The sequence below is a fragment of the Geminicoccus harenae genome (assembly GCF_019800005.1).
GTDB classification, from domain to species: domain Bacteria; phylum Pseudomonadota; class Alphaproteobacteria; order Geminicoccales; family Geminicoccaceae; genus Geminicoccus; species Geminicoccus harenae.
The window spans coordinates 49,174-73,157 of sequence record NZ_JABGCL010000002.1; the positions used below are offsets into that span (position 1 = coordinate 49,174).

Sequence of the window (23,984 nt, forward strand, 5' to 3'; positions counted from 1 at the left end):
CCGGATCAGCCTAGGCCGTCCCGGATTCCGACGAAATAGTCGTCGCCGCCGATCTGCCCGCCCTTGAACGCCAGTTCCGGCCCGTCGCTGCCATCCGGGCGATGCGAACGGCACAAGGGCGAGCCCGGCGTGCGCGGCAGCGGCAGGCGCAGGGTAAGCGCCAGCACGCCCAGCTCGCCCAGCGCATAGCTGGATGTGTCGCCGCCGGCCACGACCGCGCGGGCGAGCCCGGTGGTGCGGATCAGCCGGTCCAGGATCCGGCCGAGCCGGCGGCCGAGCTCCGCCCGGCCGGCCTCGTCGACCGTGGCGGCGCTCTCCGGCCCGAGCGCGCTGGCCAGGATGACGCTCCTTCCGCCATCCAGCACCTCCAGCGCCGCCGCGACCGCGTGCTCGACCCCGCCTTCGCCCAGCAGTTCCTGCGGGCTGCGGGCCAGGAGCTGGAAGCCATGCGCCTCGGCATGGCGGATCTGGCGCTCGGTGGTCGGCGAAACGCTGCCCGACACCACGGCCAGCCGCTCGACGGCCCCGGGCGGCGCGAAGGTCGGGGCAGGCTCGAGCAGCCCCGCCTCCCGCCAGGCTGTCAGCAGCGCGTACTCGACGCCGGACGAGCCGACCACGAAGCGCGGGCGCCCCCGGGACAGGCGGGCGAGCTGCCGGCCCACTGCAAGCTGGCTCGCCCGGTCGGCGACGTCGAACAGGAGCACGGCGGCACGTTCGGCCAGCGCGTCGACCCGGGCATCCACGTCCGGCTGCTCCAGGGTCGGCAGGTCGACCAAGCCCAGCGACCGCTCCGTCTGCGCCGCCAGATGCCGGCGCAGGTCCGCTTCGGCCATCGGTGTTACCGGATGCCGGCTCATCACCGGGTGGCGGTCGATCCGGTAGACCTCGTCGCGATAGGCGGCGAAGAGCTGGCCCATGAAGGTGTAGCGGCGCAGCTGCGGCACGCCCACCACCACCGGCGTGCTGGCCTGGCCGAACAGGTCCGCGCCGATCTCCAGCGCCCGGCCGATGCTGCCGACCGTGGGTGCGCTGTCGAAGGTCGAGCAGACCTTGTAGTGGCAGACCGCTGCGCCTTGCCGGTGCAGCCAGGCGAACGCCGGCGGCAGGTACTGGTCCATCCAGGCGGGGCTCTGGCTGCGGCTGGTGCCCGCCAGCCCCACTGCGCCGAACCCGGAAAAGCGGCCCTGCTCCTGCTCGTCCGGCGGGCGGACGAACAGCACGGTCCGGATGCCGGCCGAGCCCAGCGCCTCCAGCGCGTCGGTGGATCCGGTGAGGTCATCACCATAGAAGGAAAGCAGGGGTGGGGCGGCCATCGTCCAGCACAGATCGGCTCTTGACGAGCTAGGTATACTGATCATACCAGTTCGCGTCAACCGGAGGATGAGATGGCGGGCGGGCAGGCAGCAGACGGGATCCGGGTCACCTACCGGATCGAGACGGCCGGGTCGATCGAGGCGCTGGCGGACAAGATCGCCAGCGACCAGTCGACCGGCACCTTCACCGAGGTGCCGGGTGAGACGGCGGAGCTGAAGGCGCGCTGCGCAGCCCGGATCGCCGCGATCCGGCGGCTGCCGGATACGGACCGCCCGGGCTTTCCCACGAACGAACCCGGGCCGTATCGGCGCGCCGACGTCGACATCCTGTTCCCCCTGGCGGTGGTCGGCACCGACATCGCGGCGCTCCTGACCATCTGTCTCGGCGGCGTGTTCTCCATCAAGGGCCTCACCGGCATCCGCGTCGTCGACCTCGACCTGCCGCCCGCGTTCATCCAGGCCCATCCCGGCCCGAAATTCGGCATCGAGGGCAGCCGGCGCCTGACCGGCGTGTGGGACCGGCCCCTGATCGGCACCATCATCAAGCCGAACCTGGGCCTCTCGTCCGATGACAGCGCCGCGATCGCCAGGGAGCTGGTCGAGGCGGGCGTCGACTTCATCAAGGACGACGAGAAGCTGATGAACCCCGGCTACTCGCCGCTCGAAGCCCGGGTGAAGGCGGTGATGCCCGTGATCCTCGATCATGAGCAGCGCACCGGCCGCAAGGTCATGTACGCGTTCGGCCTGTCCTCGGCCGACCCCGACCAGATGGCCCGCCACCACGACCTGATCGCCAAGGCCGGCGGCAATGCCGCGGTGGTCAACATCGTCTCGATCGGCCCGGCCGGCATGGCCTTCCTGCGCAAGCGCACCGAGCTCGTCCTCCACGCCCACCGCAACGGCTGGGACATCCTGACCCGCCACCCGGCACTGGGCTTCTCCTTCACCGTCTACCAGAAGATCTGGCGCCTCCTGGGCGTCGACCAGTTCCAGGTGAACGGCATCGGCGCCAAGTACTGGGAGCCCGACGAGAGCTTCGTCCAGTCCTTCAAGGACTGCAGCACGCCGATGCTGTCCCTCGCCGACCGCGCTCTGCCAGTCGTCTGCTCAGGCCAGTGGGGCGGCCAAGCGCCGGAGACCTATCGCCGGACCGGCCGCACCGTCGACCTCATGTACCTGGGCGGCGGCGGCATCGTCGGCCATCCCGGCGGCCCCGGTGCGGGCGTGCGCGCCATCCGCCAGGCCTGGGAGGCGGCGGTCCAGGACATCCCGCTGGAACAATACGCCAAGGCCCACCGCGAACTCGCCCAGTCCCTCGAGCGCTTCGGCGGCAAGGCGCCTGGCTGAGGGCTGGGTCGCGTTGCCGTGTGGCGGCGGGTTCGGGCCGGGGACACGCATTGCGGTTGGCCGACGCACATGTCGGGTACAGGCACAGGCCGGCCCGTCCGGGGCGACCGAGGTCATGGCACCCCGGGCGGCAAACCCTGCCGCTCCCGGCCCACATTGCCCTCGCGCAGGTAATCTCCGTCTGGAGGAACCTGCGCGAGGCCATCGCCGATCACGTAACAGGTGCCGGCATCGGCAGCATGAGCCGGCCCCAGAAGGCTAATGAAGAGAACAGGCATCCTGGCCAGAACGACGAGCCGGTAGAACACTTTCATGCAGTCCATCTAGTCAGCGCGCCTGATCAAGGCCTGCCGGAAGATGTGGATGTGGTGCCCATGGAAGAGCAGCTGTCGACACTATTGTATGCACCAGTACCCTCGCCGTTCCTCCGAGACCAAGAGAGCCTTGAGCAAGATGAAGGTTGCGTCATCGACTACCACATCCACAACGCCCTTCAAGGTACCTGCCAATTCGATGAGGCCGAGATCGGTGATATTATTGTAGGCGGATTCGCGCGGAGGAGCTACTTGAAAGCGTAGTTGGCTGCCGGTAGGGTAACTCCTGGTCGGTGATCCGGCCCGAAAGACCAAAGGCCCTTCACTCAGCGACGATGGTTCGCTTGTCCGAGGCGAGATGTCGTCACCTGTCGGCAACGGCAACCTGCGTCGGACCAGGTTGTCGTCGTCAGCCGAAAGGGACGACGGCCCGCTCTTTCAGGGATGGTCGTCGTTCCCCCCTCCTGGTTCGGCCTGCGCTTTGCTCGCGCGGCCCTCTGGAGCAGGTCATCGCCGGGTCCGAGAATTTCCCGCCTACGCTCATCGAATCGGTTCGCACGAGCCGATGTAGCGCCGAGCCGGCCGCATTGCCTGGCTCAGCTCCGTGCCGCACGGCTCGGGGCCTCAAAAATTGTCGTCAAAGTAGATAAAGTGATTGTAACTGATGGAGCCAATCGGCGCAACATGATCCGGCGCATGGCCGTGTAGATCATTGTCTCGCAGGTCTTGGGAGGACACTCGTAGACCTTGCTCAGGCGGCGTGACTGACCAAAACACGCAAAGGTTCGTTCGACGACCCATCATTGGTCACCAGGCCGATGATCCGTCTCCCGAAGGGACCGTGGTCAGCAGATCGCGGAGGCGCCTGGATAGCACATTGAACTTGTTCTCTGGCTTCTCTTTCAGCCCATAGCGCCAGAGCTGAGTGTCCGGGTGGCGTGACCCGTCCACGCGCCAGCCGCGCGTCTCCACAGACGATGGGCAAAGATACCGGTGTAGGCGCCGTCTCCCCACACCAGTTCAAGCTAGGACGGCACCATGGCTGGCTCAGCTTCGATCAGCCGCTGGCCTCCGACACGGTCGTGCAGATTGGCTGCATGAACACGAACAAGGAGGAGCAGCCTCGTGGCGTAGACCAGGACATGGCGCTTTTGGCCCTTTGTCCTTCGCGCCCTATCATATCCTCACTCCGGACCGCCGACGCTGCTGCACTTCACCAGTTGGCGGTCGATGATTCCTGCCGGCGTTCAGCCGAGTGGGACGTGCTTGTCCAGCAGCGATTCAAGGAGTGCCTACTCTTCATCTGACAGGTCAGTCAGATACGAGCGGCTGTGCGCAGGCGTGGCGGCAGTCTTCAGCAATCATGGACCGCCTGGCGCTACACGCATCCCCTTCCATGGCCCGCCATCGTTTCGAAGACCGTTCCAGCCCGACTGCGATGGTGGCGTTGGGAGCCGGGCGACAATCACTCCTTGCTGGCCTCGACCAGATGTTTGGGCCGGAGCGCCGACACACCCGCATGGCTGCAATCCGCACACCCACTCGGCCACCGGCATCTACAGGACAAACCAGCCGTATGGACGGGCCCCAATCCGTGTCGCCAGTTGGGGCCGCATTTCAGGCAACCGGTCGCACTGAGCGAGGCCGCTGCGCGTGTCATCGATCGCGCGCAGCACCCATGGACTTTAGGGCTGCGGCACAGGCTGTGCCGCCTCTGCGAGAGTTGGCGAGCGTCCATTCGTCGTTCCGAGCCGGCGCTGGCAACGCGCAATTTGGGATCGTTTCCGCTTCGCACGGCCGGAAGTCAGGTTTGCTCCCGCAGGTGAGTTGGCACCGAAACGCTGGCGGATCAGCCGCCAGTGTTCCGGCCTTGGCAGTTCCTGCAACATCCCGGCAGCCAGCATCGGACGATCCCCGGCTGGGTCAGGAGGCGCAGCGGGATCATTGAACCAACTCCCCAGGCACTGGATCCTCAGGGCTGGCCTGCCGGACTGAGGGCCCAACCAGAGCGTGGCGCAATGGGCGGCGTCGCCGGGCTCGAAAATCGCATGCAGAAGGCGACAGCCGGCGTGACTACTCGTCGAAACCGCGCCCGATCAGTTCGGCGATGGCCGCCAGTGCCTGGCGGGCTTCCTGGCCGCGGGCGGAGAGGCGCAGGGTGGCGCCCTTGGCAGCACCCAGCATCATCAGGCCCAGGATCGAGGTGGCGGTGACCTCGGCATCGTCCTTGCCGACCACCACCACCGCGTCGAACGTGTCGGCGAGCCGGACCAGTTTCGCGGCGGCACGCGCGTGCAGACCACGCGCGTTGCATACCCGAACCTCCACCGCCAGCCCGCTGTCCACCATCGGCCCGCCTTCTGCTGCCCTAGCCCTTGTCGCCGCTCAGTATCTGGCTGGCAACCTGGATGTACTTGCGCCCGGCGTCCTGGGCGCTGCGGATTGCCTGCGGCAGGGTTTCCGTCCCGCGCACCATGGCGAGCTTGATCAGCATGGGCAGGTTGATCCCGCAGATCACCTCGACCTGCGGCCGGTCGGTGATGGAGATCGCGAGGTTGGAGGGCGTGCCGCCGAACATGTCGGTCAGCATGATCACCCCGCTGCCGGTGTCGACCTGCTTGACCGCCGCCACGATGTCGGCCCGGCGCCGCTCGATGTCGTCGTCCGGCTCGATCGAGATCGCCGCCACGTCCGGCTGCGGCCCCACCACATGCTCCATGGCCGCGACGAACTCGTCCGCCAGATGGCCGTGGGTGACGATCACCAGACCGATCATGGCGTGCTCCCGGTCACGGCCACCGGTGCCACGGTGCGCGGGATGTCGCGGTGGTGGGTGCCCACCGCCCAGCCGGCATCGCGCAACTGCGCGGACAAAGCCTCGGTCACGAACACCGAGCGGTGCTTGCCGCCGGTGCAGCCGATCGCGATGGTCAGGTACGACTTGCCCTCGGCACGGTAGCGCGGGAGCAGGGGCAAGAGCAGGTTCACCAGCCGCTCCATGAACGAGGAGAAGTCCAGGTCGTTGGCGACATAGTCCTGCACCGGCCGGTCCAGCCCGGTCATCGGCCGCAGCACGTCGTCGTAATGCGGGTTGCGCAGGAAGCGCACGTCGAACACGAGGTCGGCCTCGCGCGGCAGCCCGTTGCGGAACGAGAAGGACATGACGTGGATCGCCAGGCGCTGTCCTTCGGCCGGGTCGAACAGGCCGGTGATAACCCGCTTGAGGTCGGCCGCGGTCAGTGCCGTGGTGTCGACGATATGGTCGGCCAGCCCGCGCAGCGGGGCCATGATCTGCCGCTCGTGCGCGATCCCGTCCTCCAGCGACCGATCGAACGCCAGCGGGTGGCGGCGGCGGGTCTCGCTGTAGCGCCGGCGCAGCACCTCGTCGTCGCAGTCCAGGAACAGGAGGCGAACCTCGGCCACGCCGGAGCCGCGCAGCCGCTCCAGCCGCGGCATCAGCGCATCCACGTCGAAGGTGCGCGAGCGCGGGTCGATGCCGATCGCGACATCGGTCTCGAGCGGGTCCAGTGCCTGGACCAGCTTGCGCAGCAGGTTGATCGGCAGGTTGTCCACCGCCTCGAAGCCCAGGTCCTCCAGGACCTTGAGCGCGGTGGTCCGGCCGGCACCAGCCATGCCGGTGACGATGACGATCCGGTTCACGGCACCTCGCGCACCAGCCGGAAGAGGGATGCCGCGACCAGGAAGCCGGCCCGGTTCAGATCATCCGGCATGATGTGGATCAGGGGCAGCACGACGCCGAGCATGCCGGTGGCAGCGGGAGGGGGCAAGCGCTCGATGGTAACACTCCGTGTCAGCTCGGCAACGAGGTCGACCGCTGCGGCATGCCGGCACGGCAGGCGGGCTAGGCCCAGCCGCCGCAGTTCGAGCTGGCCCCGGATCGACGCAGGGCAGGTCGCGATCAGGCGACCACCCTCACTCGTGAGCTCGACCGCGTCGTCCGCTACCAGCCAGCCGCCCATCGCCAGCAGCGAATGGCACAGGCTGGACTTGCCGCTGCCCGACGGGCCCAGCACCAGCACGCCCCGGCCATGGAGCTGCACGCAGGAGCCGTGCTGGAGGGTGCGCCCGGTCAGCGGAGCAGCGCCTTGGCGCGCCGGCGCTGCAGCGAGGAGGCGATCCCCAGCGATTCCCGGTATTTCGCGACGGTCCGGCGGGCGACCTGCATGCCCTCCTTTTCCAGGAGCAGGACGAGCCGGTCGTCGGACAACACGTCGTCGGGCGTTTCCCGCTCGATCATCAGCCGGATCCGCTGGCGGATCGCCTCGGCGCTGACGCTGCCCTCGCCATCGGCGGACGGCAGGCCGGTCGAGAAGAAATATTTCAGCGGATAGGTGCCGCGCGGCGTGCCCACATATTTGTCGCTGGTGGCCCGGCTCACCGTGCTCTCGTGCAGCCCGGTCACCTCGGCGATGTCGCGCAGCACGAGCGGGCGCAGCCGGGACGGGCCGTGGGTGAGAAAGCCTTTCTGCCGCTGGAAGATCGCCTTGGTGACCCGCAGCACGGTGCGGGCGCGCTGGTCGAGCGCCTTGACCAGCCAGTTCGCCGACTGCCAGCGCTCGGACAGATATTCCTTCGCCTTGCGGCCCTCGGCGCTGCTGCAGATCTCCGCATAATAACCGGTATCGGCCAGCACCCGGGGCAGAGTGCGCGGGTCGACCTCGACCCGCCAGTTGCCGCCAGGGGCCGGCAGGATGTGCACGTCGGGCGAGACCACCGGTGCCGGCTCCGGGTCGAAGCCGGCACCCGGCCTGGGGTTGAGCGCCCGGATCTCCGCGATCATGTCCTGCAGGTCGTCCTGGTCGACCCGGCACACCCGGAGCAGGAGCGTGAAATCGGCGCGAGCCAGGGCGGGCAGATGGTCCAGCAGCGCCTGCATCGCCGGATCCAGCCGGTCGAGATCCTTGAGCTGCAGCGCCAGGCATTCGCGCAGGTCCCGGGCACCCACGCCCGCCGGATCGCAGTTCTGCACGACCCGCAGCGCCTGCAGGAGCTCGTCCCGGCCTGCGGCCAGTTCCACCGCCAGTTCCTCGATCGGCTCGCGCAGGTAGCCGTCGCCATCCAGCCGCTCGACCATGGCAAAGGCCAGGAAGCGGATGGCCGGGTCGTCGGCGTCGGCCGCGACCTGTGCCAGCAGATGCTCGCGCAGGCTCACCGGCCGGCTGAGCGTCGCCTCCAGCGAAGGCAGGTCGTCCTCCGCGGCAGCGGAGCGGCGCTCGCGCCCGAGCGGGCCCAGCTCCGCACCGGCGGGCTCCCCGGTCTCGGGTGTCCAGTCCTGGCCATCCGCCGGATCGGCGGCAGGCTCGGCGGTCGCCCTCCCGTCCAGCGGCGCCTCCTGCTCGCCGGCCGGCTGGCCCTGCCGGTCGGCCACGCCATCGCTGCGGGTCAGGAACGGGTTCTCGGTCAGTTCCTGCTGGATGAACTGGTCGAGTTCGAGATTGGACAGCTGCAGGAGCTTGATCGCCTGCTGGAGCTGCGGCGTGATCACCAGCCCCTGGGACTGGCGCAGCTCCAGGCGCATCCCCGCACTCATCGGCCGGGCTCCGGACAGCAGCGGGCCCGGCCGCGGGGGGCGGGCACCATGCGCCCAATCCCTGCCGGTCCGGCGTGGCCGCCCATCACGGTGCCGTGGCTCACAGGGCGAAATCGTCGCCGAGATAGACCTTGCGGACCATCTCGTCGGCGACGATCGAGCTCGGCGTGCCCTCCATGATCACGCGCCCCTCGTGGAGGATGTAGGCACGGTCGATGATCTCCAGCGTGTCCCGGACATTGTGGTCGGTGATCAGCACGCCCAGGCCGCGGTCCTTCAGATGCGCCACCAGGCTGCGGATCTCGGCTACATTGATCGGGTCGATGCCCGCCAGCGGCTCGTCCAGGAGCATGAAGCCCGGCCGCGATGCCAGGGCGCGAGCGATCTCGACGCGGCGCCGCTCGCCGCCGGACAGGCCCAGCGCCGGGGCGCGGCGGAGATGGCTTAGCCCGAACTCGGCCAGCAGTTCGTCCAGCATCTCCTCGCGGCGTAGCCGGCTGGGCTCCACCAGCTCCAGCACCGCGCGCAGATTGTTCTCGACGCTGAGGCCCCGGAACACCGAGGCTTCCTGGGCCAGATAGCCCACGCCCAACCGGGCACGGCGGAACATCGGCAGGTCGGTGACGTCCGAGCCGTCCAGCACCACCTGGCCATAGTCCGGCGAGATCAGCCCGGTCAGGATGTAGAACGAGGTGGTCTTCCCGGCACCGTTCGGCCCCAGAAGACCGACCGCCTCGCCCCGGCCGACCCGCAGGCTGACGTCGCGCAGCACCGTGCGGCCGCCATACTGCTTGCCGATCTTGAAGGCCGACAGCTCGGAGACCGCGGCACCGCGGCGTGCGGCGGCCTGCACCTGCTCGTGGCGCTGCTGGGCTGGCAGGAGGTCGGGCGACACCAGGCTCACGGCTGCTCGCTGCCCCCATTCTCGGGGCTGAACACGGCGCGGACCCGCTCGCTGCGCTTGCCGCCCGACACGGTCGACAGGCCGGTGTTCAGGTCCATGTCCAGCCGGTTGCCACGGATCACGTTCTCGCCGCGGGTCAGGACCACGTCGCCGGTCAGCTGCATCGTGCCCGCCACCACGTCATAGACCCCGGCATCGCCCTGGGCGCTCTCCGCGGGCGAGGTGATCACCACCTTGCCGAACGCCTCGATCATCCGGATCGAGTTGTCGGCCGGATTGGCGCCGCCGCCTGCGCCAGACCCGCTGCCGGACCCGCCGCCTCCCGCCTCGTTGCGGGCATAGTGCACCAGCAGCCGGTCGGCGCGCAGCTTCATGTCGCCCTGCACCGCATCGACATTGCCGGCGAACGTAGCGAGCTGCTTTGGCTGCTCCACGGTGAGCGTGTCCGAGGTGATCTCGATCGGCTGGCGGGAGTCGTGGCCGGCCAAGCCGTTGCTTTCCTGCGCTGCCGCGATGGCCGTCGGCAGGCAGGCGATCAGAGCGAGTGCCGCTGCTGCCCGGTGCCTCATCAAGGAGCCTCCCCCTCGGGCCGGTCCTGCGTCAGCACGACCCGCACATTGCCCTGAAACCGGATCACGTCGCCCCCTTCCTCGATGGCGAAGCCATCCGCGTCGATCGTTCCCCTGGACCCGGTCCCGTGGACCGGCTGCTCGCCCGCCGCGCGACGCTCGTCCAGGAGGATGGTCGCCTGCTCGGTCGTGAACTCCATGCCGTCCGGCGTATAGAGCTTGACGTCGCGGGCAAGGTCCAGTCGTTCGATATCCCGCTGATAAAGCGCGTCCTGCGATTCCAGCCGGGTCAGCCCACCGTCCATGCTCTCCATCCTGGCGCGCATGTGGGAAAGCGCGATCCGGTCCGGCGCCTTGGGGTCGATCTGCGCCTCGTCGGCCTCGACCACATAGGGCCGCCCGCCTTCGCTGTCGGCGCCGACATAGCGCGGCTGGCGCATGCGCATGGGCTCGGTAATCGAGATGCCCTCGAACAGGCCGGACGGGGCGATCATCCCGGCGACGTCGCCGAAGATCTTGGGCCAGGCGATCACCAGCACGATCAGGCCGATCGCGATGCCGGGCAGCACCAGCCGCATCAGGCCGACGAAGCGGCGCCTTTGCCGCCGGGGCGGCGTGCTTGGTCCTGCGGCGGCGGCCCGGCCCCGCTCGGGGGCCGGCTCGGGCGGGGCGGTAGTGGGTGCCTCGACCACGCGCTCAGGCCACCCCGGCCTTGAGGCAGTCGTGCAGGTGGATCGCCCCCACCGGGCGACCGTCCACCACCACGAACAGCACGGTGATCGCGGCGGCATTCATCGTGCGCACGGCCTCCACCGCCAGCGCGTCGGGTGCGATGGTGCGCGCCCGGCTGGTCATCAGTGCTTCCACCGAGCGGCCCAGCAGGTCGGGCGCCATGTTGCGGCGCAGGTCGCCATCGGTGACGATGCCGACCAGCCGACCGTCCTCGTCGACCACGCCGACGCAGCCCAGCCGCTTTTCCGTCATTACCAGCAGGGCGTCGGCCATGCGGGTGCCGACCGGGACGAGCGGCAGGTCGGCGCCCTCGTGCATGAGCTGGCGTACGCGCACCAGCCGGGCGCCGAGCTTGCCGCCCGGATGCAGCTCGGCGAAGGCATGGCTGGAGAAGCCGCGCCGGCCGAGCAGGACCACGGCCAGCGCGTCACCGAGAGCCAGCATCGCGGTGGTGGAGGTGGTGGGTGCCAGGCCCAGCGGGCAGGCCTCGACCACCGCCGGCAGGACCAGGGCCACGTCGGCGCTGCCGGCGAGCGTGCTGGGTGCCCGGCCGACCATGGCCGCCAGCGGGATGCCGAACCGGCGGGCATGCACCAGGATCGCGTGCAGCTCCGGGGTCTCCCCGGAATTGGACAGTGCCAGCACCGCGTCCTGGGCGGTGATCATGCCGAGATCGCCATGGGCGGCTTCGGCCGGGTGGACGAACTGGGCAGGGGTCCCGGTGGAGGCGAGGGTGGCGGCGATCTTCGCCGCCACATGGCCGCTCTTGCCCATGCCGGTGACCACCACCCGGCCGGTCGCTCGCTGGAGCAGGTCGCAGGCCGCCACGAAGTCGCGCCCCAGCGTCCCGGCCAGGTCCTGGAGTGCCCGGGCCTCGGTGGCGAGCACCTCGCGGGCGGCCGCCAGATCGGCAGCCGCGATGGCACCGGCCATATCCGTGCCGGCCGGGCCGGCTCCGGGCTGGCCCTCGGCTGGGAGGATGGTGGCGGCCATGGCCTTCGGCATGAGCGGCTCCGCTGGCCGGTTCAGTGGGCGAGGATATCCTGTTCGGCAAAGCCGGCCAGGTCCAGTTCCGCCCGGGTGGGCAGGAAACCGAAGCAGGCCTGGGCCAGATGGAGGCGGCCCTCCCGGCGCAGCATCGCCTCCAGCCGCTCCTTCAGGCGGTGGAGATGCAGGACGTCGCTGGCGGCATAGCGCAACTGCGCCTCGCTCAACTGGTCGTTGCCCCAGTCCGAACTCTGCTCCTGCTTCTGCAGCTCCACGCCCAGGAGCTCGCGGCTCAGGTCCTTCAGGCCGTGGCGGTCGGTATAGGTGCGCACCAGCTTCGATGCGATCTTGGTGCACCAGAGCGGTGCCACCGCCACGCCCAGGAAATGCCGGAGCACGGCCACGTCGAAGCGGGCGAAATGGAAGATCTTGAGGACAGTGGGATCGGCCAGGAGCGCGCTCAGGCGCGGTGCCGCGTAGTTCCGATCGGCAAAGCGCACCAGATGGATCTCGCCGTTGGCCTTGGCGAGCTGCACCAGGCAGAGCCGGTCGCGATGCGGCTGCAGCCCCATCGTCTCGGTGTCCAGCGCCACCGGCCCGTCGGCAACGAAATCCGGCGGCAGGTCGCCCTGATGAAGCTGGAATTCCATACGCACCGTTTCCGATCCTTCGGTCCTGGGAAGCACCCTAGACCCTAGATGGTAAACGATCCGTGAACGCTAAGAGTAAGTGGTGCCCAGGAGAGGACTCGAACCTCCACGCCCTTGCGAGCGCTAGCACCTGAAGCTAGTGCGTCTACCAATTCCGCCACCTGGGCACTCGGTGCGGGGCGGGAAGTAGGCGAGTTCGCGACGGCCGTCAACGGGTGCCGGTGCGCTTTCCTGCAATTCTCCGCCGCGGTGCCGCCGCGCCGGCAATACCGCGTCCAGGCGGTGCCGGCCGTGGCCACGACCGGGTGCGTTTGCCAGCCGATCGGTGCCGGACTAGATCAGCGGCAGTCGGGGTGATGGGCGAAGGAGAGCGGGATGCGCGGCATGGTGGTTGCGGTGACGGGCGGCACCGGCTTCATCGGCGGGCATCTGATCCAGCAGCTCTGCACCGGGGGGGCGCAGGTCCGCGTGCCCTGCCGGAACCCGGACCGGGCCCTTGTGCTCAAGCCGCTGGGGCAGGTCGGGCAGGTGACGCCGATCGAGACTGATCTCGGCCAGGACGAGCAACTGGCCCGCGCTCTTTCCGGCGTCGACGCGGTGGTGAACCTGGTGGGCATCCTCCACGAGCGTCGCGCCGGCGATTTCCAGCGCCTCCATGCGCAGCTGCCCGAGCGGATCGGCCGCCTGGCCCCGGCAGGCGCCAAGCTCGTCCACATCTCGGCGATCGGCGCCGATTCGAACTCGCGCAGCATCTATGCCCGCACCAAGGCCGCCGGCGAGCAGGGCCTGCTCCGGGCACGGCCGGATGCGGCGATCCTGCGGCCGTCCGTGGTGTTCGGGCCCGAGGACCAGTTCCTCAACCGGTTCGCAGCGATGTCGGCCACCATGCCGTTCCTGCCAGCGATCGGCGGCGGGCATACCCGGTTCCAGCCGGTCTATGTCGGCGATGTCGCCCGGGCGATCGTCGCGGCACTGGCAGGCCAGGCCAGGCCCGGCGTCATCTATGAGCTGGGCGGGCCGGAAGTGCTGAGTTTCCGCGAGACTCTAGTCTGGCTGCTGCGGGTGCTGGGCCGCAAGCGGCGGATCATCAACGTCCCGTTCGGCGTGGCCGAGTTCCTGGGGCGGATCCTGCAGCATCTGCCGGCACCGCCGCTCACCCTCGACCAGGTGGTGCAGCTACGCACCGACAACGTGGCGAGCCCGGACCGGCCGGGCTTGGTCGAGCTGGGCATTCCTCCGACACCGATGGAAGTCGTGGCGCCGCCCTACCTCCAGCTGTTCGCCCGCCAGCAGGTCCGGACGCTTCCGGCGCAGTAGTCCTGATATGAGACTATATCTCAGAAGCGGCTGAACGTGATGGGCTGAGCCCGATGATCCCAGCAGTAGATCCAGAGAAACAAGTATCGAGTCGGGACCAAACTCTTGGCGTGAACTTTACCTGCCCCATCCTTCTCGTTTAGGACGCTTCCAAGGCGGCACGTCCCGCGTGCCGCGGCTTCTGCAAGTCGTGCGTGAAGGACAGGGCGATGGCCTCGAAGATGATGCAGTTCGTTGCCGTGCCGCAGACCCTGCCGCACAAGCGCAGCGCCGAGGAGCGGGTCCAGGATTTCGCCGAGATCTATGACCGCTTCCGACCGGAGCGTGCGTCCGAGCAGGCGTCGCGCTGCGAGCAGTGCGGCATCCCGTTCTGTCAGATCCACTGCCCGCTGCACAACAACATCCCCGACTGGCTGCGCATGACCGCCGAAGGGCGGCTCGAGGAGGCCTACGAGCTGAGCTCGGCCACCAGCGCCATGCCGGAGATCTGCGGCCGGATCTGTCCGCAGGATCGCTTGTGCGAAGGCAACTGCGTGATCGAGAAGGGCTTCAACTCGGTCACGATCGGCACGGTCGAGCGCTACATCAACGACACCGCCTTCGAGATGGGCTGGGTCAAGCCGCCCGTGCCGCTGCGTGAGCGGGACGGCCGCGTCGCCATCATCGGTGCTGGGCCCGCCGGCTATTCCGCTGCCTTCGAGCTGCGCCGCAAGGGCTGGCAGGTCGATGTCTACGACCGCTACGACCGGGCGGGCGGGCTGCTGATGTACGGCATCCCCGGCTTCAAGCTGGAAAAGGAGGTCGTGGTCCGCCGCACGCGGCTGCTCGAGGAGGCAGGCGTGCGCTTCCACCTGAACTGCGACGTGGGCGCCCCCGGCCAGCCGGGCTTCGCCGAGTTGCGCGCCCGCTACGACGCCGTCTTCATCGGCACCGGGGTCTACAAGGCGCGCGCCCTGCAGGTGCCGGGTGTGGGCCTGCCGGGCGTTGTCCCGGCCCTGCACTACCTGACCGCGTCGAACCGCAAGAGCCTGGGTGACCAGGTGGCCGCGTTCGAGGACGGCAGCCTGAATGCCGCCGGCAAGCACGTGGTCGTGGTGGGCGGCGGCGACACCGCCATGGACTGCGTGCGCACCGCGATCCGCCAGGGCGCACTCTCGGTCAAATGCCTGTATCGGCGCGACAAGGAGAACATGCCGGGCTCGATGCGCGAGGTGAAGCATGCCGAGGAGGAGGGCGTGGAGTTCGTCTGGCTCTCCGCACCCGAGGCCTTTGTCGGCGATGCCCGGGTCGAGGCGGTGCGCGCGGTCCGCATGCGGCTGGGCGCCCCCGATTCCACCGGCCGCCAGTCGCCGGAGCCGGTGCCGGATTCGGGCTTCCGGTTGCCGGCCGACCTGGTGATCGCGGCGCTCGGCTTCGACCCCGAGGATCATCTCGCCATGTTCGGCGAGCCGGAGCTCAAGGTCTCGCGCTGGGGCACCATCACCATCGACTGGAACACCATGCAGACCAATCTGGCAGGCGTGTTCGCTGGCGGCGACATCGTGCGCGGCGCCTCCCTGGTGGTCTGGGGTGTCCGGGACGGCCGCGATGCCGCGGCCTCGATGCACCGCTATCTCCTGAACCGCACGGCCGGGCACGACGCGCTCGCCACGGCCGCCTGAGGGACGACGATCATGAGCCAGCTTCCCATCGAGAGCGGTGCGGCGTTCGTCCGGGCCTATCGCGAGAACCGCAAGGTCCTGCTCGAGCGGGGCATGTATGCGGACGAGGACGAGCATTCGTCCTGCGGTGTCGGCATGGTGGCCGCGATCGACGGCAAGCCGCGCCGCGAGGTGGTGACCAAGGCGATCGAGGCGCTGAAGGCGGTCTGGCACCGCGGTGCCGTCGACGCGGACGGCAAGACCGGCGACGGTGCCGGCATCCATGTCCAGATCCCTGACGCCTTCTTCCGCCGCTACGTCACCGATGTCGGCGTCGACGTGGAGGAGCGGCTGGGCGTGGGCATGGTGTTCCTGCCGCGCAATGATTTCGGCGCGCAGGAGACCTGCCGCTCGATCGTCGAAAGCGAGATCATCCGCGGCGGCTACCAGATTCGCGGCTGGCGCCAGGTCCCGGTCGACACCTCGGTCCTGGGCGACAAGGCCCAGGCGACCCGGCCGGAGATCGAGCAGATCATCGTCGGCAACCCGGACCCGGCGATCGACGCCGACCGGTTCGAGCGCGACCTCTACATCATCCGGCGGCGGATCGAGAAGCAGGTCCAGGCCGCGCACATCGCCGAGTTCTACATCTGCTCGCTGTCCTGCCGCTCGATCATCTACAAGGGCCTGTTCCTGGCCGAGGCCCTGTCGGTCTTCTACCCGGACTTGCAGGACGAGCAGTTCGTCTCGACCTTCGCGATCTTCCACCAGCGCTACTCGACCAACACCTGGCCCGCCTGGCGGCTCGCCCAGCCGTTCCGCACGCTCGCCCATAACGGCGAGATCAATACGCTGCGGGGCAACACCAACTGGATGAAGAGCCACGAGACCCGGATGGAGGCCGAGGTCTTCGGCGAGTTCAACGAGGACGTGAAGCCGCTGATCCAGGCCGGCTCCTCGGACAGTGCTGCGCTGGACGCGGTGGTCGAGGCGCTGATCCGGGCCGGGCGCGCCCTGCCGCTGGTCAAGACCCTGCTGGTGCCGCCCGCCTGGTCGAACCGGATCGTCATGCCCCAGGCCCATGCCGACCTGTTCAACTACTGCAACTGCGTGATGGAGCCCTGGGACGGGCCGGCAGCCCTGGTCGCCGCGGACAGCCGCTGGGCGATCGCCGGCATGGACCGCAACGGCCTGCGCCCGATGCGCTACGCCCGCACCGCCGACGGCCTGCTGGTGGTGGGCTCGGAAGCCGGCATGGTGCCGCTGGACGAGGGCAGCATCGTCGAGAAGGGCCGGGTGGGGCCGGGTGAGACGATCGGCGTCGACCTCACCAGTGGGCGCTTCTTCCGCGATGACGAGCTGAAGGACTGGCTGGCCGGCCTCAAGCCCTATTCCAAGTGGGTGGAGAACATCCGCAGCCTGGAGGATCTGGCCGCCGCGCGCGACTTCCAGCCGGCGAGCTTCCCCCGCGACGAGCTGCGCCACCGCCAGGCGCAGTTCGGCGTGAGCGTGGAGGACCTGGAGCTGATCCTGGCGCCCATGGTCCAGGACGGCAAGGAAGCCCTGGGCTCGATGGGCGACCACAGCCCGGTGGCCGTGCTGTCCAAGCGCTATCGCGGCCTCCACCACTTCTTCCGCCAGCAGTTCGCCCAGGTCACCAACCCGCCGATCGACCCGTTGCGCGAGTGGCGGGTGATGAGCCTGAAGACCCGCTTCGGCAATCTCGGCAACGTCTATGACGAGGACCCGAGCCAGACCTCGATCCTGCAGCTCGAAAGCCCGGTCATCACCACGACCGAGCTGCTGGCGCTGGAGGAGCACTTCCAGAAGCGCATGCGCCGGATCGACTGCACCTTCCCGGCGGACGGCTCGGAGTCGCTGAAGCTGGCGCTGGAGCGGATCCGCCACGAGGCCGAGGACGCGGTGCGCGGCGGGGCCGAGAACCTGCTCCTCACCGACGAGGACGTGGGGCCGGAGCGGGCGCCGCTGCCGATGATCCTGGCCGTGGGTGCCGTGCACAGCCATCTGGTCGGCCAGAAGCTGCGTGCCTTCTCCTCGATCACCGTGCGCTCGGGCGAGTGCATGGACACGCACTGCTTCGCCGTGCTGATCGGCGTGGGTGCCACCGCGGTGAACGCCTACCTCACCGAGGCGGCGATCGCGGATCGCCATGCCCGCAACCTGTTCCCCGGCCTGACGCTGCAGGAGTGCCTCGCGCGCTTCAAGGAGGCGATCAACCAGGGCCTGCTCAAGATCATGTCCAAGATGGGCATCTCGATCGTGTCGAGCTACCGGGGCGGGTGCAATTTCGAGGCGATCGGCCTGTCCCGCTCGCTGTGCCGCGAGTACCTGCCGGGCATGGTGTCGCGCATTTCCGGCATCGGCCTGGCCGGCATCAGCAAGCGCATCCTGGAGATGCACGATCGCGCCTTCGGCGAGGGGGCGGCCGTGCTGCCGATCGGCGGTTTCTACCGCTACCGGCGGGGCGGCGAGCCGCATGCGCTGGAAGGCAAGGCGATCCACCAGCTCCAGCACGCGGTCCAGACCGACAGCTACTCGGCCTACAAGCGCTTCACCGAGATGCTGTACGACCATGAGCCGATGGCGATCCGCGACCTGCTCGCGTTCGCGCCCAAGGCCCAGCCGGTCCCGCTGGACGAGGTCGAGAGCATCACCGAGATCCGCAAGCGCTTCGTCACCCCCGGCATGTCCTTGGGCGCGCTCTCGCCCGAGGCGCACGAGACCCTGACGATCGCCATGAACCGGATCGGCGCCAAGGCCGATTCCGGCGAGGGCGGCGAGGGCAAGGAGCGCTTCACCCCCAGGCCCAACGGCGACAACGCCAACTCGCCGATCAAGCAGGTGGCGTCCGGCAGGTTCGGCGTCACCGCCGAGTACCTGAACGCCGCCAAGGAGCTGGAGATCAAGGTCGCCCAGGGGGCCAAGCCCGGCGAGGGCGGCCAGCTGCCGGGCTTCAAGGTGACGGTCGAGATCGCGCGGCTGCGCCACGCCACCCCCGGCGTGACCCTGATCTCGCCGCCGCCGCACCACGACATCTACTCGATCGAGGACCTGGCCCAGCTCATCTACGACCTGAAGCAGATCAATCCCGACGCCAAGGTCTGCGTGAAGCTCGTCTCGGAGGCCGGGATCGGCACGATCGCGGCCGGTGTCGCCAAGGCCAAGGCCGACGTGATCCTGATCTCGGGCAATGTCGGCGGTACCGGCGCCTCGCCGCAGACCTCGATCAAATATGCCGGCACGCCCTGGGAGATGGGCCTGTCCGAGACCAACCAGCTCCTCACGCTCAACCGGCTGCGCCACCGCATCACCCTGCGCACCGATGGCGGGATCAAGACTGGCCGCGACGTGGTGATCGCCGCCATGCTGGGTGCGGAGGAATACGGCATCGGCACGTTGTCGCTGGTGGCGGTCGGCTGCATCCTGGTCCGCCAGTGCCACTCCAACACCTGCCCGGTGGGCGTGTGCACCCAGCGCGACGACCTGCGCGCCAAGTACGAGGGCCGGCCCGAGCACATCGTCAACCTGATGAGCTTCATCGCCGAGGATACCCGCGAGGTCCTGGCCTCCTTGGGCCTGCGCTCGCTCAACGAGGCGATCGGCCGGACCGACCTGCTCCGCCAGGTCAGCCGCGGCTCCATCGACCTGGACGACCTGGACCTCAACCCGATCCTGGCCAATGTCGATCCCGGCCCGCACCCGCGCTACTGCGTGGTGGAGGGGCGCAACGAGGTGCCGGACACGCTGGACGCGCGGATGGTCAAGGACGCCCGCCCGCTGCTGGAAGACGGCGAGAAGATGCAGCTCCAGTACAATGTGCGGAACGTGCATCGCGCCGTCGGCACAAGGCTGTCCGCGCACATCACCCGCAAGTACGGCATGGCCCGCCTGCCGGAGGGCCACATCACCGTGCGGCTGCGTGGCTCGGCCGGCCAGTCGCTCGGCGCCTTCGCCGTGCAGGGCCTGAAGCTGGAAGTGTTCGGCGACGCCAACGACTATGTCGGCAAGGGCCTCTCGGGCGGCACGATCGTGGTCCGTCCGCTCGTGTCCTCGCCCTTGATCCCGCACCAGAACGTCATCATCGGCAACACCTGCCTCTACGGCGCCACGGCCGGCAAGCTGTTCGCCTCGGGCATGGCCGGCGAGCGCTTTGCTGTGCGCAATTCCGGTGCGGTCACCGTGGTGGAAGGCGTCGGCGACAATGGCTGCGAGTACATGACCGGCGGCACCGCGGTGATCCTGGGCCCTACCGGTGACAATTTCGCGGCCGGCATGTCGGGCGGCATGGCGTTCGTCTACGACCCGGGCAACCTCCTGGAGACCCGGATCAACAGCGAGATGGTGATCTGGCAGCGGGTCGAGGTCGACCATTATGCCGACCTGCTCCAGGCGCTGATCCGCGAGCACGTGGCCGAGACCGGCAGCCCGCTCGGCAAGCAGATCCTGCACGACTACCCGGCGGAGCTCGGCCGGTTCTGGCAGGTCGTGCCCAAGGAGATGCTGGACAAGCTGGCCGTGCCGGTGACCCGGGACGCCACGGTCGAGCAGGCGGCATTGCTTGCCTGACCGGCCGGCGGGCCAAGCGGAGACCCAGGCGGAGGCGGCGGAGCGGATCCTCCGCCGGTCGCTGGAAGGGGACGAGCGGGTCCTGTGGACCGGCCGTCCCGAGCCGGCGGCCCTGGTCAGGATGGAGCGCAGATGGCGCCCGGGCGGGCTCGCTCTGGTCCTGATCGCGCTGTGGATCGCGTGGCGGACCGAGGCGCTGCTGCTGGCGGCGCTGGTGGCGGCGTTCGGTGTGAACGCGCTGACCCTGGCTTGGCGGGCGGCGCGGGCGGCACCCGGCATCCTCTATGCCGTCACCGACAAGCGGGTGCTGATCATCGATCCGGCACGGCTCCAGCCGGTGCAGCCTTATCCGTTCACTGCGCTGAAGCTCCAGCTTCGCCAGGCAGAAGGTGCCGAAACCGGCGACCTCCTGCTGCGGCGGCGCGATTTCTTCCCGGCCGCCATCGAGGGAGTGGCCCGCCAGCGCCGGCCGGTCTTCCAGGCGATCGACGATCCGCAGGCGGTGGCCGAGCTGATCCGGCGCCAGGCGGTGCGGTTCGCACACGCGGCATGAAACGTCGCATCTCCGCCACGGTAGCGTGAGCAGTGCCCAACCGGGTCGGAACATTTATTGACAGTAGATTAACAAAAAAACCATCTGGCCTGAGAACACAGATACAGGGCCAGGGACAGATGTCGCGTTTGCTTCGCTGGATGTTGCTCGGCAGTTGCGCCCTCCACCTTGTCCCGCTCGCCGCCGAGCAGGCCCGGGCTTCCGGGTATTCGATCCGCGAGCAGAGCGCGGTCGGCCAGGGCAGCTCGTTCGCCGGCATGACCGCGGGCGAGGGCGGCCTGTCGGCGATGTTCTTCAACCCGGCCGCCCTGGGCTTCGCCACCGCGCCTACGATCGAGCAGCACGTCACCCTGGTGGTGCCGGACGCGGAGCTGGTCTCGTCCTCGGCCTCCACGGTGCTGGGCACGCCCATCGGCGGGCGCAACCGCCAGGGCGACGTGTTCCCCGACGTGGGTGTGCCAGCACTCTATGCCGCCTATCCGGTGGACGAGCGCTGGACGCTGGGCCTTTCGGTCAATGCCCCCTATGGGCTCGGTTCCAAGTATGACGAGGACTGGGTCGGCCGCTACCATGCGGTCAAGTCGAAGCTGTTCTCGGTCAACGCCACGCCGACCGTGGCCTATCGGCCGGTCTCCTGGCTGACCCTGGGCGGCGGGATCAGCGCGCAGTATCTCCATGCCGAGCTGACCAATGCCGTGGATTTCGGCACGATCGGCGCACTGCTCCAGCAGCGCACCGGCGCCAACCTGCCGATCGCACCGGTGCCGGGCGCCCAGGACGGCAAGGCCAAGGTGGAGGGCGACGACATCGGCTTCGGCGTGGTGCTGGGCGCCATCGCCGAGCCGGTGGCGGGCACGAGGCTGGGCGTCTCCTACCGCTCGCAGATCAGCCAGTCGCTCAAGGGCGACGCCGATTTCGACCTGGGCACGTCCGGCATGGGGTCCATCATCTCCGCCGCCACCGGCCAGTTCGTGGACGGGGGCGCCAGGGCATCGCTCACCACCCCCACCACCGTCTCGCTCGGCGTCTCCCAGGCGGTCGGCAGCGACCTGACCCTGCTGGCCGACCTCCAGTGGACCGACTGGTCGCAGTTCGACGAATTGCGCATCGACTTCGACAACCCGGCCCAGGCGGCGAGCGTCACCACCCAGAACTGGAGCGACACCTGGTTCGCCTCGGTGGGTGCCGCCTACCGGCTGAACGAGCAATGGACGCTGCGGGCCGGTGCCGCGTTCGACCAGTCGCCGGTACCCAATAACGACCGCACGCCGCGCATCCCGGACGCCGACCGCTACTGGCTCTCGGCCGGGGTCTCCTGGGCGCCCTGGCAGGACTGGACCTTCGACCTCGGCTACTCCCACATCTTCCTGGAAGACACCGAGGTCGACCTGACTGCCGGCGGTGCGGGCAACGCCACGCGCGGCAATCTCTCGGCCAACTACGAGAGCCAGATCAACATCATCGCGGTGGCGGCACGGGTCGCGTTCTGAGGCAGGAGGGCTTCCCGGCTGCCTGTCATCGGTCTGCCACGGGGCCATGCTAGCCGGGTCCGGTAGACGAACATCGCGGGACCGCTCAAGCTCATGGCCCCTGCCGCATTGGAAGAGTTCCCGAAGATCGGCCCGCTGCAGGGCTTGCCCGCCGCGGCCCTGGCCGATCTCTACCGGCAGTGTCGTCGCATCGAGCACGAGGCCGGCCAGATCCTGGATCAGCCTGCCGCCGAGGACGGTGTCCTCCTGATCCTGGAAGGCGAGGCCGAAATCCGCCACCACCGGCCGCCCGCACGGCCCTTATGGCTGGAGAGTCTGGGCCCGGGCAGCCTGATCGGTGCGTTCGCCCTCCTGGACAGGCCGCGCGAGCACTGCACCATCCAGGCATTGACCCCGATCCGGATGGTCCTGATCCCGCCCGACCTGTTCCGCTCCCTCCTGGAGCGGCATGCCTGCGTGAGCATGCGGCTGCTGCATGAACTGATCCGCAGGGTCCATGGTCTCGACGACCGGCTGGCCACGCTGACCAGGGCCCAGGCCGAGATCGAGCAGGTCCGCCGGAACCTGATGCGCTTCATCTGCTGAAGGCGCGGACCCGTCCCGGACCTCTGCCAGGACCTCGTCCGAATCCCAATTCTCGGCTGCACCTCGTTTGGTCATTCATTGGTGGATGACCGCTGCGGTACCAAGTGTCGATTTCTTGCTGCATCTAGTAGATTTCATTAAGGCACACGGGATGCATCATGATGCCCGGAAAGATATGCAAACATCTGCCGGAAATGAATCCCTGAATATTCGTACTGAAGAGGAATCAATGCAGATCATCGGAACTCCATCCAATGACTTGTTGAACGGAAGCACAGGTGATGACGTGATGATCGGGCTGCAGGGCGATGACCGGCTGCTCGGTGCTGCAGGGAACGATCTGTATTTTTTCTCGGGAATGTTCGGGAAGGACACGATCGAGGACAGCACCGGTAGCGGCGACGAGATCAGGCTCGGGCCGGCGATCCGGTTCCGGCAGCTGAACCTGTCGCAGACCGACGCCGGGCTGCGGATCATCGACACTGCCACCGACAGCGAAATCCTGGTCCGCGGCCAGTACGGAACACCAGGCGGCGTCATCGAGAAGCTGAGCCTTGCCTTCAACAACACGAGCTATGTCTGGAACGGCACCGGTTTCGTCCTGCAACTGCGGCCCGATCAACAGGGCACGGACGGTGACAACTTGAAAGTGCTCGGCAGCGGCAACGACTATTTCGCGGGGCTTGGCGGTGATGACGTCATCTTCGGTGCAGCCGGCAACGATACGCTGGACGGTGGCGCCGGTCGCGATCGGTTGGCCGGCGGCATGGGTGACGACGAGTTGTTCGGCGGCGCCGGCAACGACCGCCTGGACGGAGGCAGCGACCTGGACCTGATCTTCGGCCAGGACGGCGACGACTTCCTGCTAGGTGGCGACGGTGCCGATCGACTCCATGGCGATGCGGGCCGCGACCTGATCTTCGGCGGCATCGGCGACGACTGGATCGAGGGCGGTGCCGGTGGCGACCTCAAGCTGGCCGGCGGGCTCGGCGACGATCAAATCTTCGGCGGGACCGGCAACGACCTGCTCGACGGTGGTTCCGGCAATGATCAGCTGAATGGCGATGCTGGCACCGACGAGCTGGTCGGCGGTGCCGGCGACGACATCCTGTCCGGTGGCACTGGCCAGGACCGGCTGGTGGGTGGCTTCGGCGACGACCGGCTCCTCGGTGGCACGGGGGATGTTCTGCTGATCGGCGGTCGGGGCAACGACTTCCTCGATGGCGGCGAGGGGACCGACACCGCCAGCTACAATGGCCCGGCCGCCCGCTACCGGATCGAGGAGACCTCGACCGGCTGGCGGGTCACCGACAGCGCCCCGCTGGGCAATCTCGGCGTGGACCTGCTCACCAGCGTCGAGCAACTACAGTTCAGCGACCAGCTCGTCATGCTGGGCTGAGCCGGGCGGTCGGGCCCCCTACCAGCTCGAGCCCAGGCCCAGCCGC

General features: G+C 68.6%; 20 protein-coding genes and 1 tRNA gene. 9 read left to right on the forward strand and 12 right to left on the reverse strand.

The features are described 5' to 3' along the window. Positions 1 to 5 precede the first annotated feature (5 nt). Positions 6 to 1,313 carry a four-carbon acid sugar kinase family protein gene (locus tag HLA95_RS01585; protein WP_222182178.1) on the reverse strand — a complete coding sequence of 436 codons (1,308 nt, stop codon included), beginning with the start codon at positions 1,311 to 1,313 and terminating at the stop codon, positions 6 to 8. A gap of 72 nt (positions 1,314 to 1,385) precedes the next feature. Between HLA95_RS01585 and oiaX the strand changes: the two genes are divergently transcribed. Beyond that, positions 1,386 to 2,660, forward strand: coding sequence for a 3-oxo-isoapionate-4-phosphate decarboxylase OiaX (oiaX, locus tag HLA95_RS01590; RefSeq protein ID WP_191059843.1), 1,275 nt, complete (start codon positions 1,386 to 1,388; stop codon positions 2,658 to 2,660). 239 nt (positions 2,661 to 2,899) lie between these two features. Further along, positions 2,900 to 3,238 carry a hypothetical protein gene (locus tag HLA95_RS01595; protein WP_222182180.1) on the forward strand — a complete coding sequence of 113 codons (339 nt, stop codon included), beginning with the start codon at positions 2,900 to 2,902 and terminating at the stop codon, positions 3,236 to 3,238. A gap of 1,809 nt (positions 3,239 to 5,047) precedes the next feature. Here the strand turns inward: HLA95_RS01595 and HLA95_RS01600 are convergent. The 11 genes from HLA95_RS01600 to HLA95_RS01650 form a co-directional block, all read right to left on the reverse strand. Then, positions 5,048 to 5,323, reverse strand: coding sequence for an HPr family phosphocarrier protein (locus tag HLA95_RS01600; RefSeq protein ID WP_191059845.1), 276 nt, complete (start codon positions 5,321 to 5,323; stop codon positions 5,048 to 5,050). Positions 5,324 to 5,342: 19 nt separating this feature from the next. Continuing rightward, positions 5,343 to 5,750, reverse strand: coding sequence for a PTS sugar transporter subunit IIA (locus HLA95_RS01605; RefSeq protein WP_191059846.1), 408 nt, complete (start codon positions 5,748 to 5,750; stop codon positions 5,343 to 5,345). Then, positions 5,747 to 6,634, reverse strand: a complete 888-nt coding sequence (rapZ, locus tag HLA95_RS01610; protein ID WP_223861522.1) for an RNase adapter RapZ — start codon at positions 6,632 to 6,634, stop codon at positions 5,747 to 5,749. The genes HLA95_RS01605 and rapZ overlap by 4 nt, the downstream gene beginning before the upstream one ends. Next, positions 6,631 to 7,035: an HPr kinase/phosphorylase gene (locus HLA95_RS01615; RefSeq protein WP_191059847.1), complete on the reverse strand. Its 405-nt coding sequence runs from the start codon at positions 7,033 to 7,035 to the stop codon at positions 6,631 to 6,633. The genes rapZ and HLA95_RS01615 overlap by 4 nt, the downstream gene beginning before the upstream one ends. A 29-nt stretch (positions 7,036 to 7,064) precedes the next feature. Next, the gene (gene rpoN, locus HLA95_RS01620; protein ID WP_222182182.1) at positions 7,065 to 8,525 is read right to left on the reverse strand and encodes an RNA polymerase factor sigma-54; all 1,461 of its coding nucleotides are present in this window, start codon (positions 8,523 to 8,525) and stop codon (positions 7,065 to 7,067) included. A gap of 100 nt (positions 8,526 to 8,625) precedes the next feature. Next, entirely contained in the window at positions 8,626 to 9,339 is a 714-nt protein-coding gene (gene lptB, locus HLA95_RS01625) for an LPS export ABC transporter ATP-binding protein (RefSeq protein WP_255591365.1), read from the reverse strand. 86 nt (positions 9,340 to 9,425) lie between these two features. Next, the gene (gene lptA / locus HLA95_RS01630; protein WP_191061861.1) at positions 9,426 to 9,998 is read right to left on the reverse strand and encodes a lipopolysaccharide transport periplasmic protein LptA; all 573 of its coding nucleotides are present in this window, start codon (positions 9,996 to 9,998) and stop codon (positions 9,426 to 9,428) included. Beyond that, entirely contained in the window at positions 9,998 to 10,690 is a 693-nt protein-coding gene (lptC, locus tag HLA95_RS28885) for an LPS export ABC transporter periplasmic protein LptC (RefSeq protein WP_222182184.1), read from the reverse strand. The genes lptA and lptC overlap by 1 nt, the downstream gene beginning before the upstream one ends. A gap of 4 nt (positions 10,691 to 10,694) precedes the next feature. Then, positions 10,695 to 11,663 (reverse strand): KpsF/GutQ family sugar-phosphate isomerase, encoded by a 969-nt coding sequence (locus HLA95_RS01640; protein WP_222182306.1) that lies wholly within the window; start codon positions 11,661 to 11,663, stop codon positions 10,695 to 10,697. A 92-nt stretch (positions 11,664 to 11,755) separates the two neighbouring features. Continuing rightward, the gene (locus tag HLA95_RS01645) at positions 11,756 to 12,367 is read right to left on the reverse strand and encodes a ribonuclease D (RefSeq protein WP_191058188.1); all 612 of its coding nucleotides are present in this window, start codon (positions 12,365 to 12,367) and stop codon (positions 11,756 to 11,758) included. An 80-nt stretch (positions 12,368 to 12,447) separates the two neighbouring features. Next, positions 12,448 to 12,534: transfer RNA gene (locus HLA95_RS01650), tRNA-Leu, on the reverse strand. 208 nt (positions 12,535 to 12,742) lie between these two features. On the opposite strand from HLA95_RS01650, the gene HLA95_RS01655 reads away from it, so the two are divergent. The 7 genes from HLA95_RS01655 to HLA95_RS01685 all read left to right on the forward strand — a co-directional run bounded on the left by HLA95_RS01655 (position 12,743) and on the right by HLA95_RS01685 (position 23,938). Then, positions 12,743 to 13,684 carry a complex I NDUFA9 subunit family protein gene (locus HLA95_RS01655; protein ID WP_191058189.1) on the forward strand — a complete coding sequence of 314 codons (942 nt, stop codon included), beginning with the start codon at positions 12,743 to 12,745 and terminating at the stop codon, positions 13,682 to 13,684. Between the two features lie 209 nt (positions 13,685 to 13,893). Further along, positions 13,894 to 15,345, forward strand: a complete 1,452-nt coding sequence (locus tag HLA95_RS01660; RefSeq protein ID WP_191058190.1) for an NAD(P)-dependent oxidoreductase — start codon at positions 13,894 to 13,896, stop codon at positions 15,343 to 15,345. A gap of 12 nt (positions 15,346 to 15,357) precedes the next feature. After that, on the forward strand, positions 15,358 to 19,911 hold the full coding sequence (gene gltB, locus HLA95_RS01665; RefSeq protein WP_191058191.1) for a glutamate synthase large subunit: 4,554 nt from the start codon (positions 15,358 to 15,360) through the stop codon (positions 19,909 to 19,911). Then, positions 19,904 to 20,464: a hypothetical protein gene (locus HLA95_RS01670; protein WP_191058192.1), complete on the forward strand. Its 561-nt coding sequence runs from the start codon at positions 19,904 to 19,906 to the stop codon at positions 20,462 to 20,464. The genes gltB and HLA95_RS01670 overlap by 8 nt, the downstream gene beginning before the upstream one ends. 119 nt (positions 20,465 to 20,583) lie before the next feature. Further along, positions 20,584 to 21,954 (forward strand): OmpP1/FadL family transporter, encoded by a 1,371-nt coding sequence (locus HLA95_RS01675; protein ID WP_191058193.1) that lies wholly within the window; start codon positions 20,584 to 20,586, stop codon positions 21,952 to 21,954. A gap of 93 nt (positions 21,955 to 22,047) precedes the next feature. Next, complete coding sequence (locus HLA95_RS01680; RefSeq protein ID WP_191058194.1) at positions 22,048 to 22,539, forward strand: Crp/Fnr family transcriptional regulator; 492 nt, start codon at positions 22,048 to 22,050, stop codon at positions 22,537 to 22,539. Between the two features lie 151 nt (positions 22,540 to 22,690). Further along, a complete protein-coding gene (locus HLA95_RS01685; RefSeq protein ID WP_191058195.1) occupies positions 22,691 to 23,938 on the forward strand; it encodes a calcium-binding protein in 1,248 nt (415 codons plus the stop codon). The last annotated feature ends 46 nt before the right edge of the window (positions 23,939 to 23,984 follow it).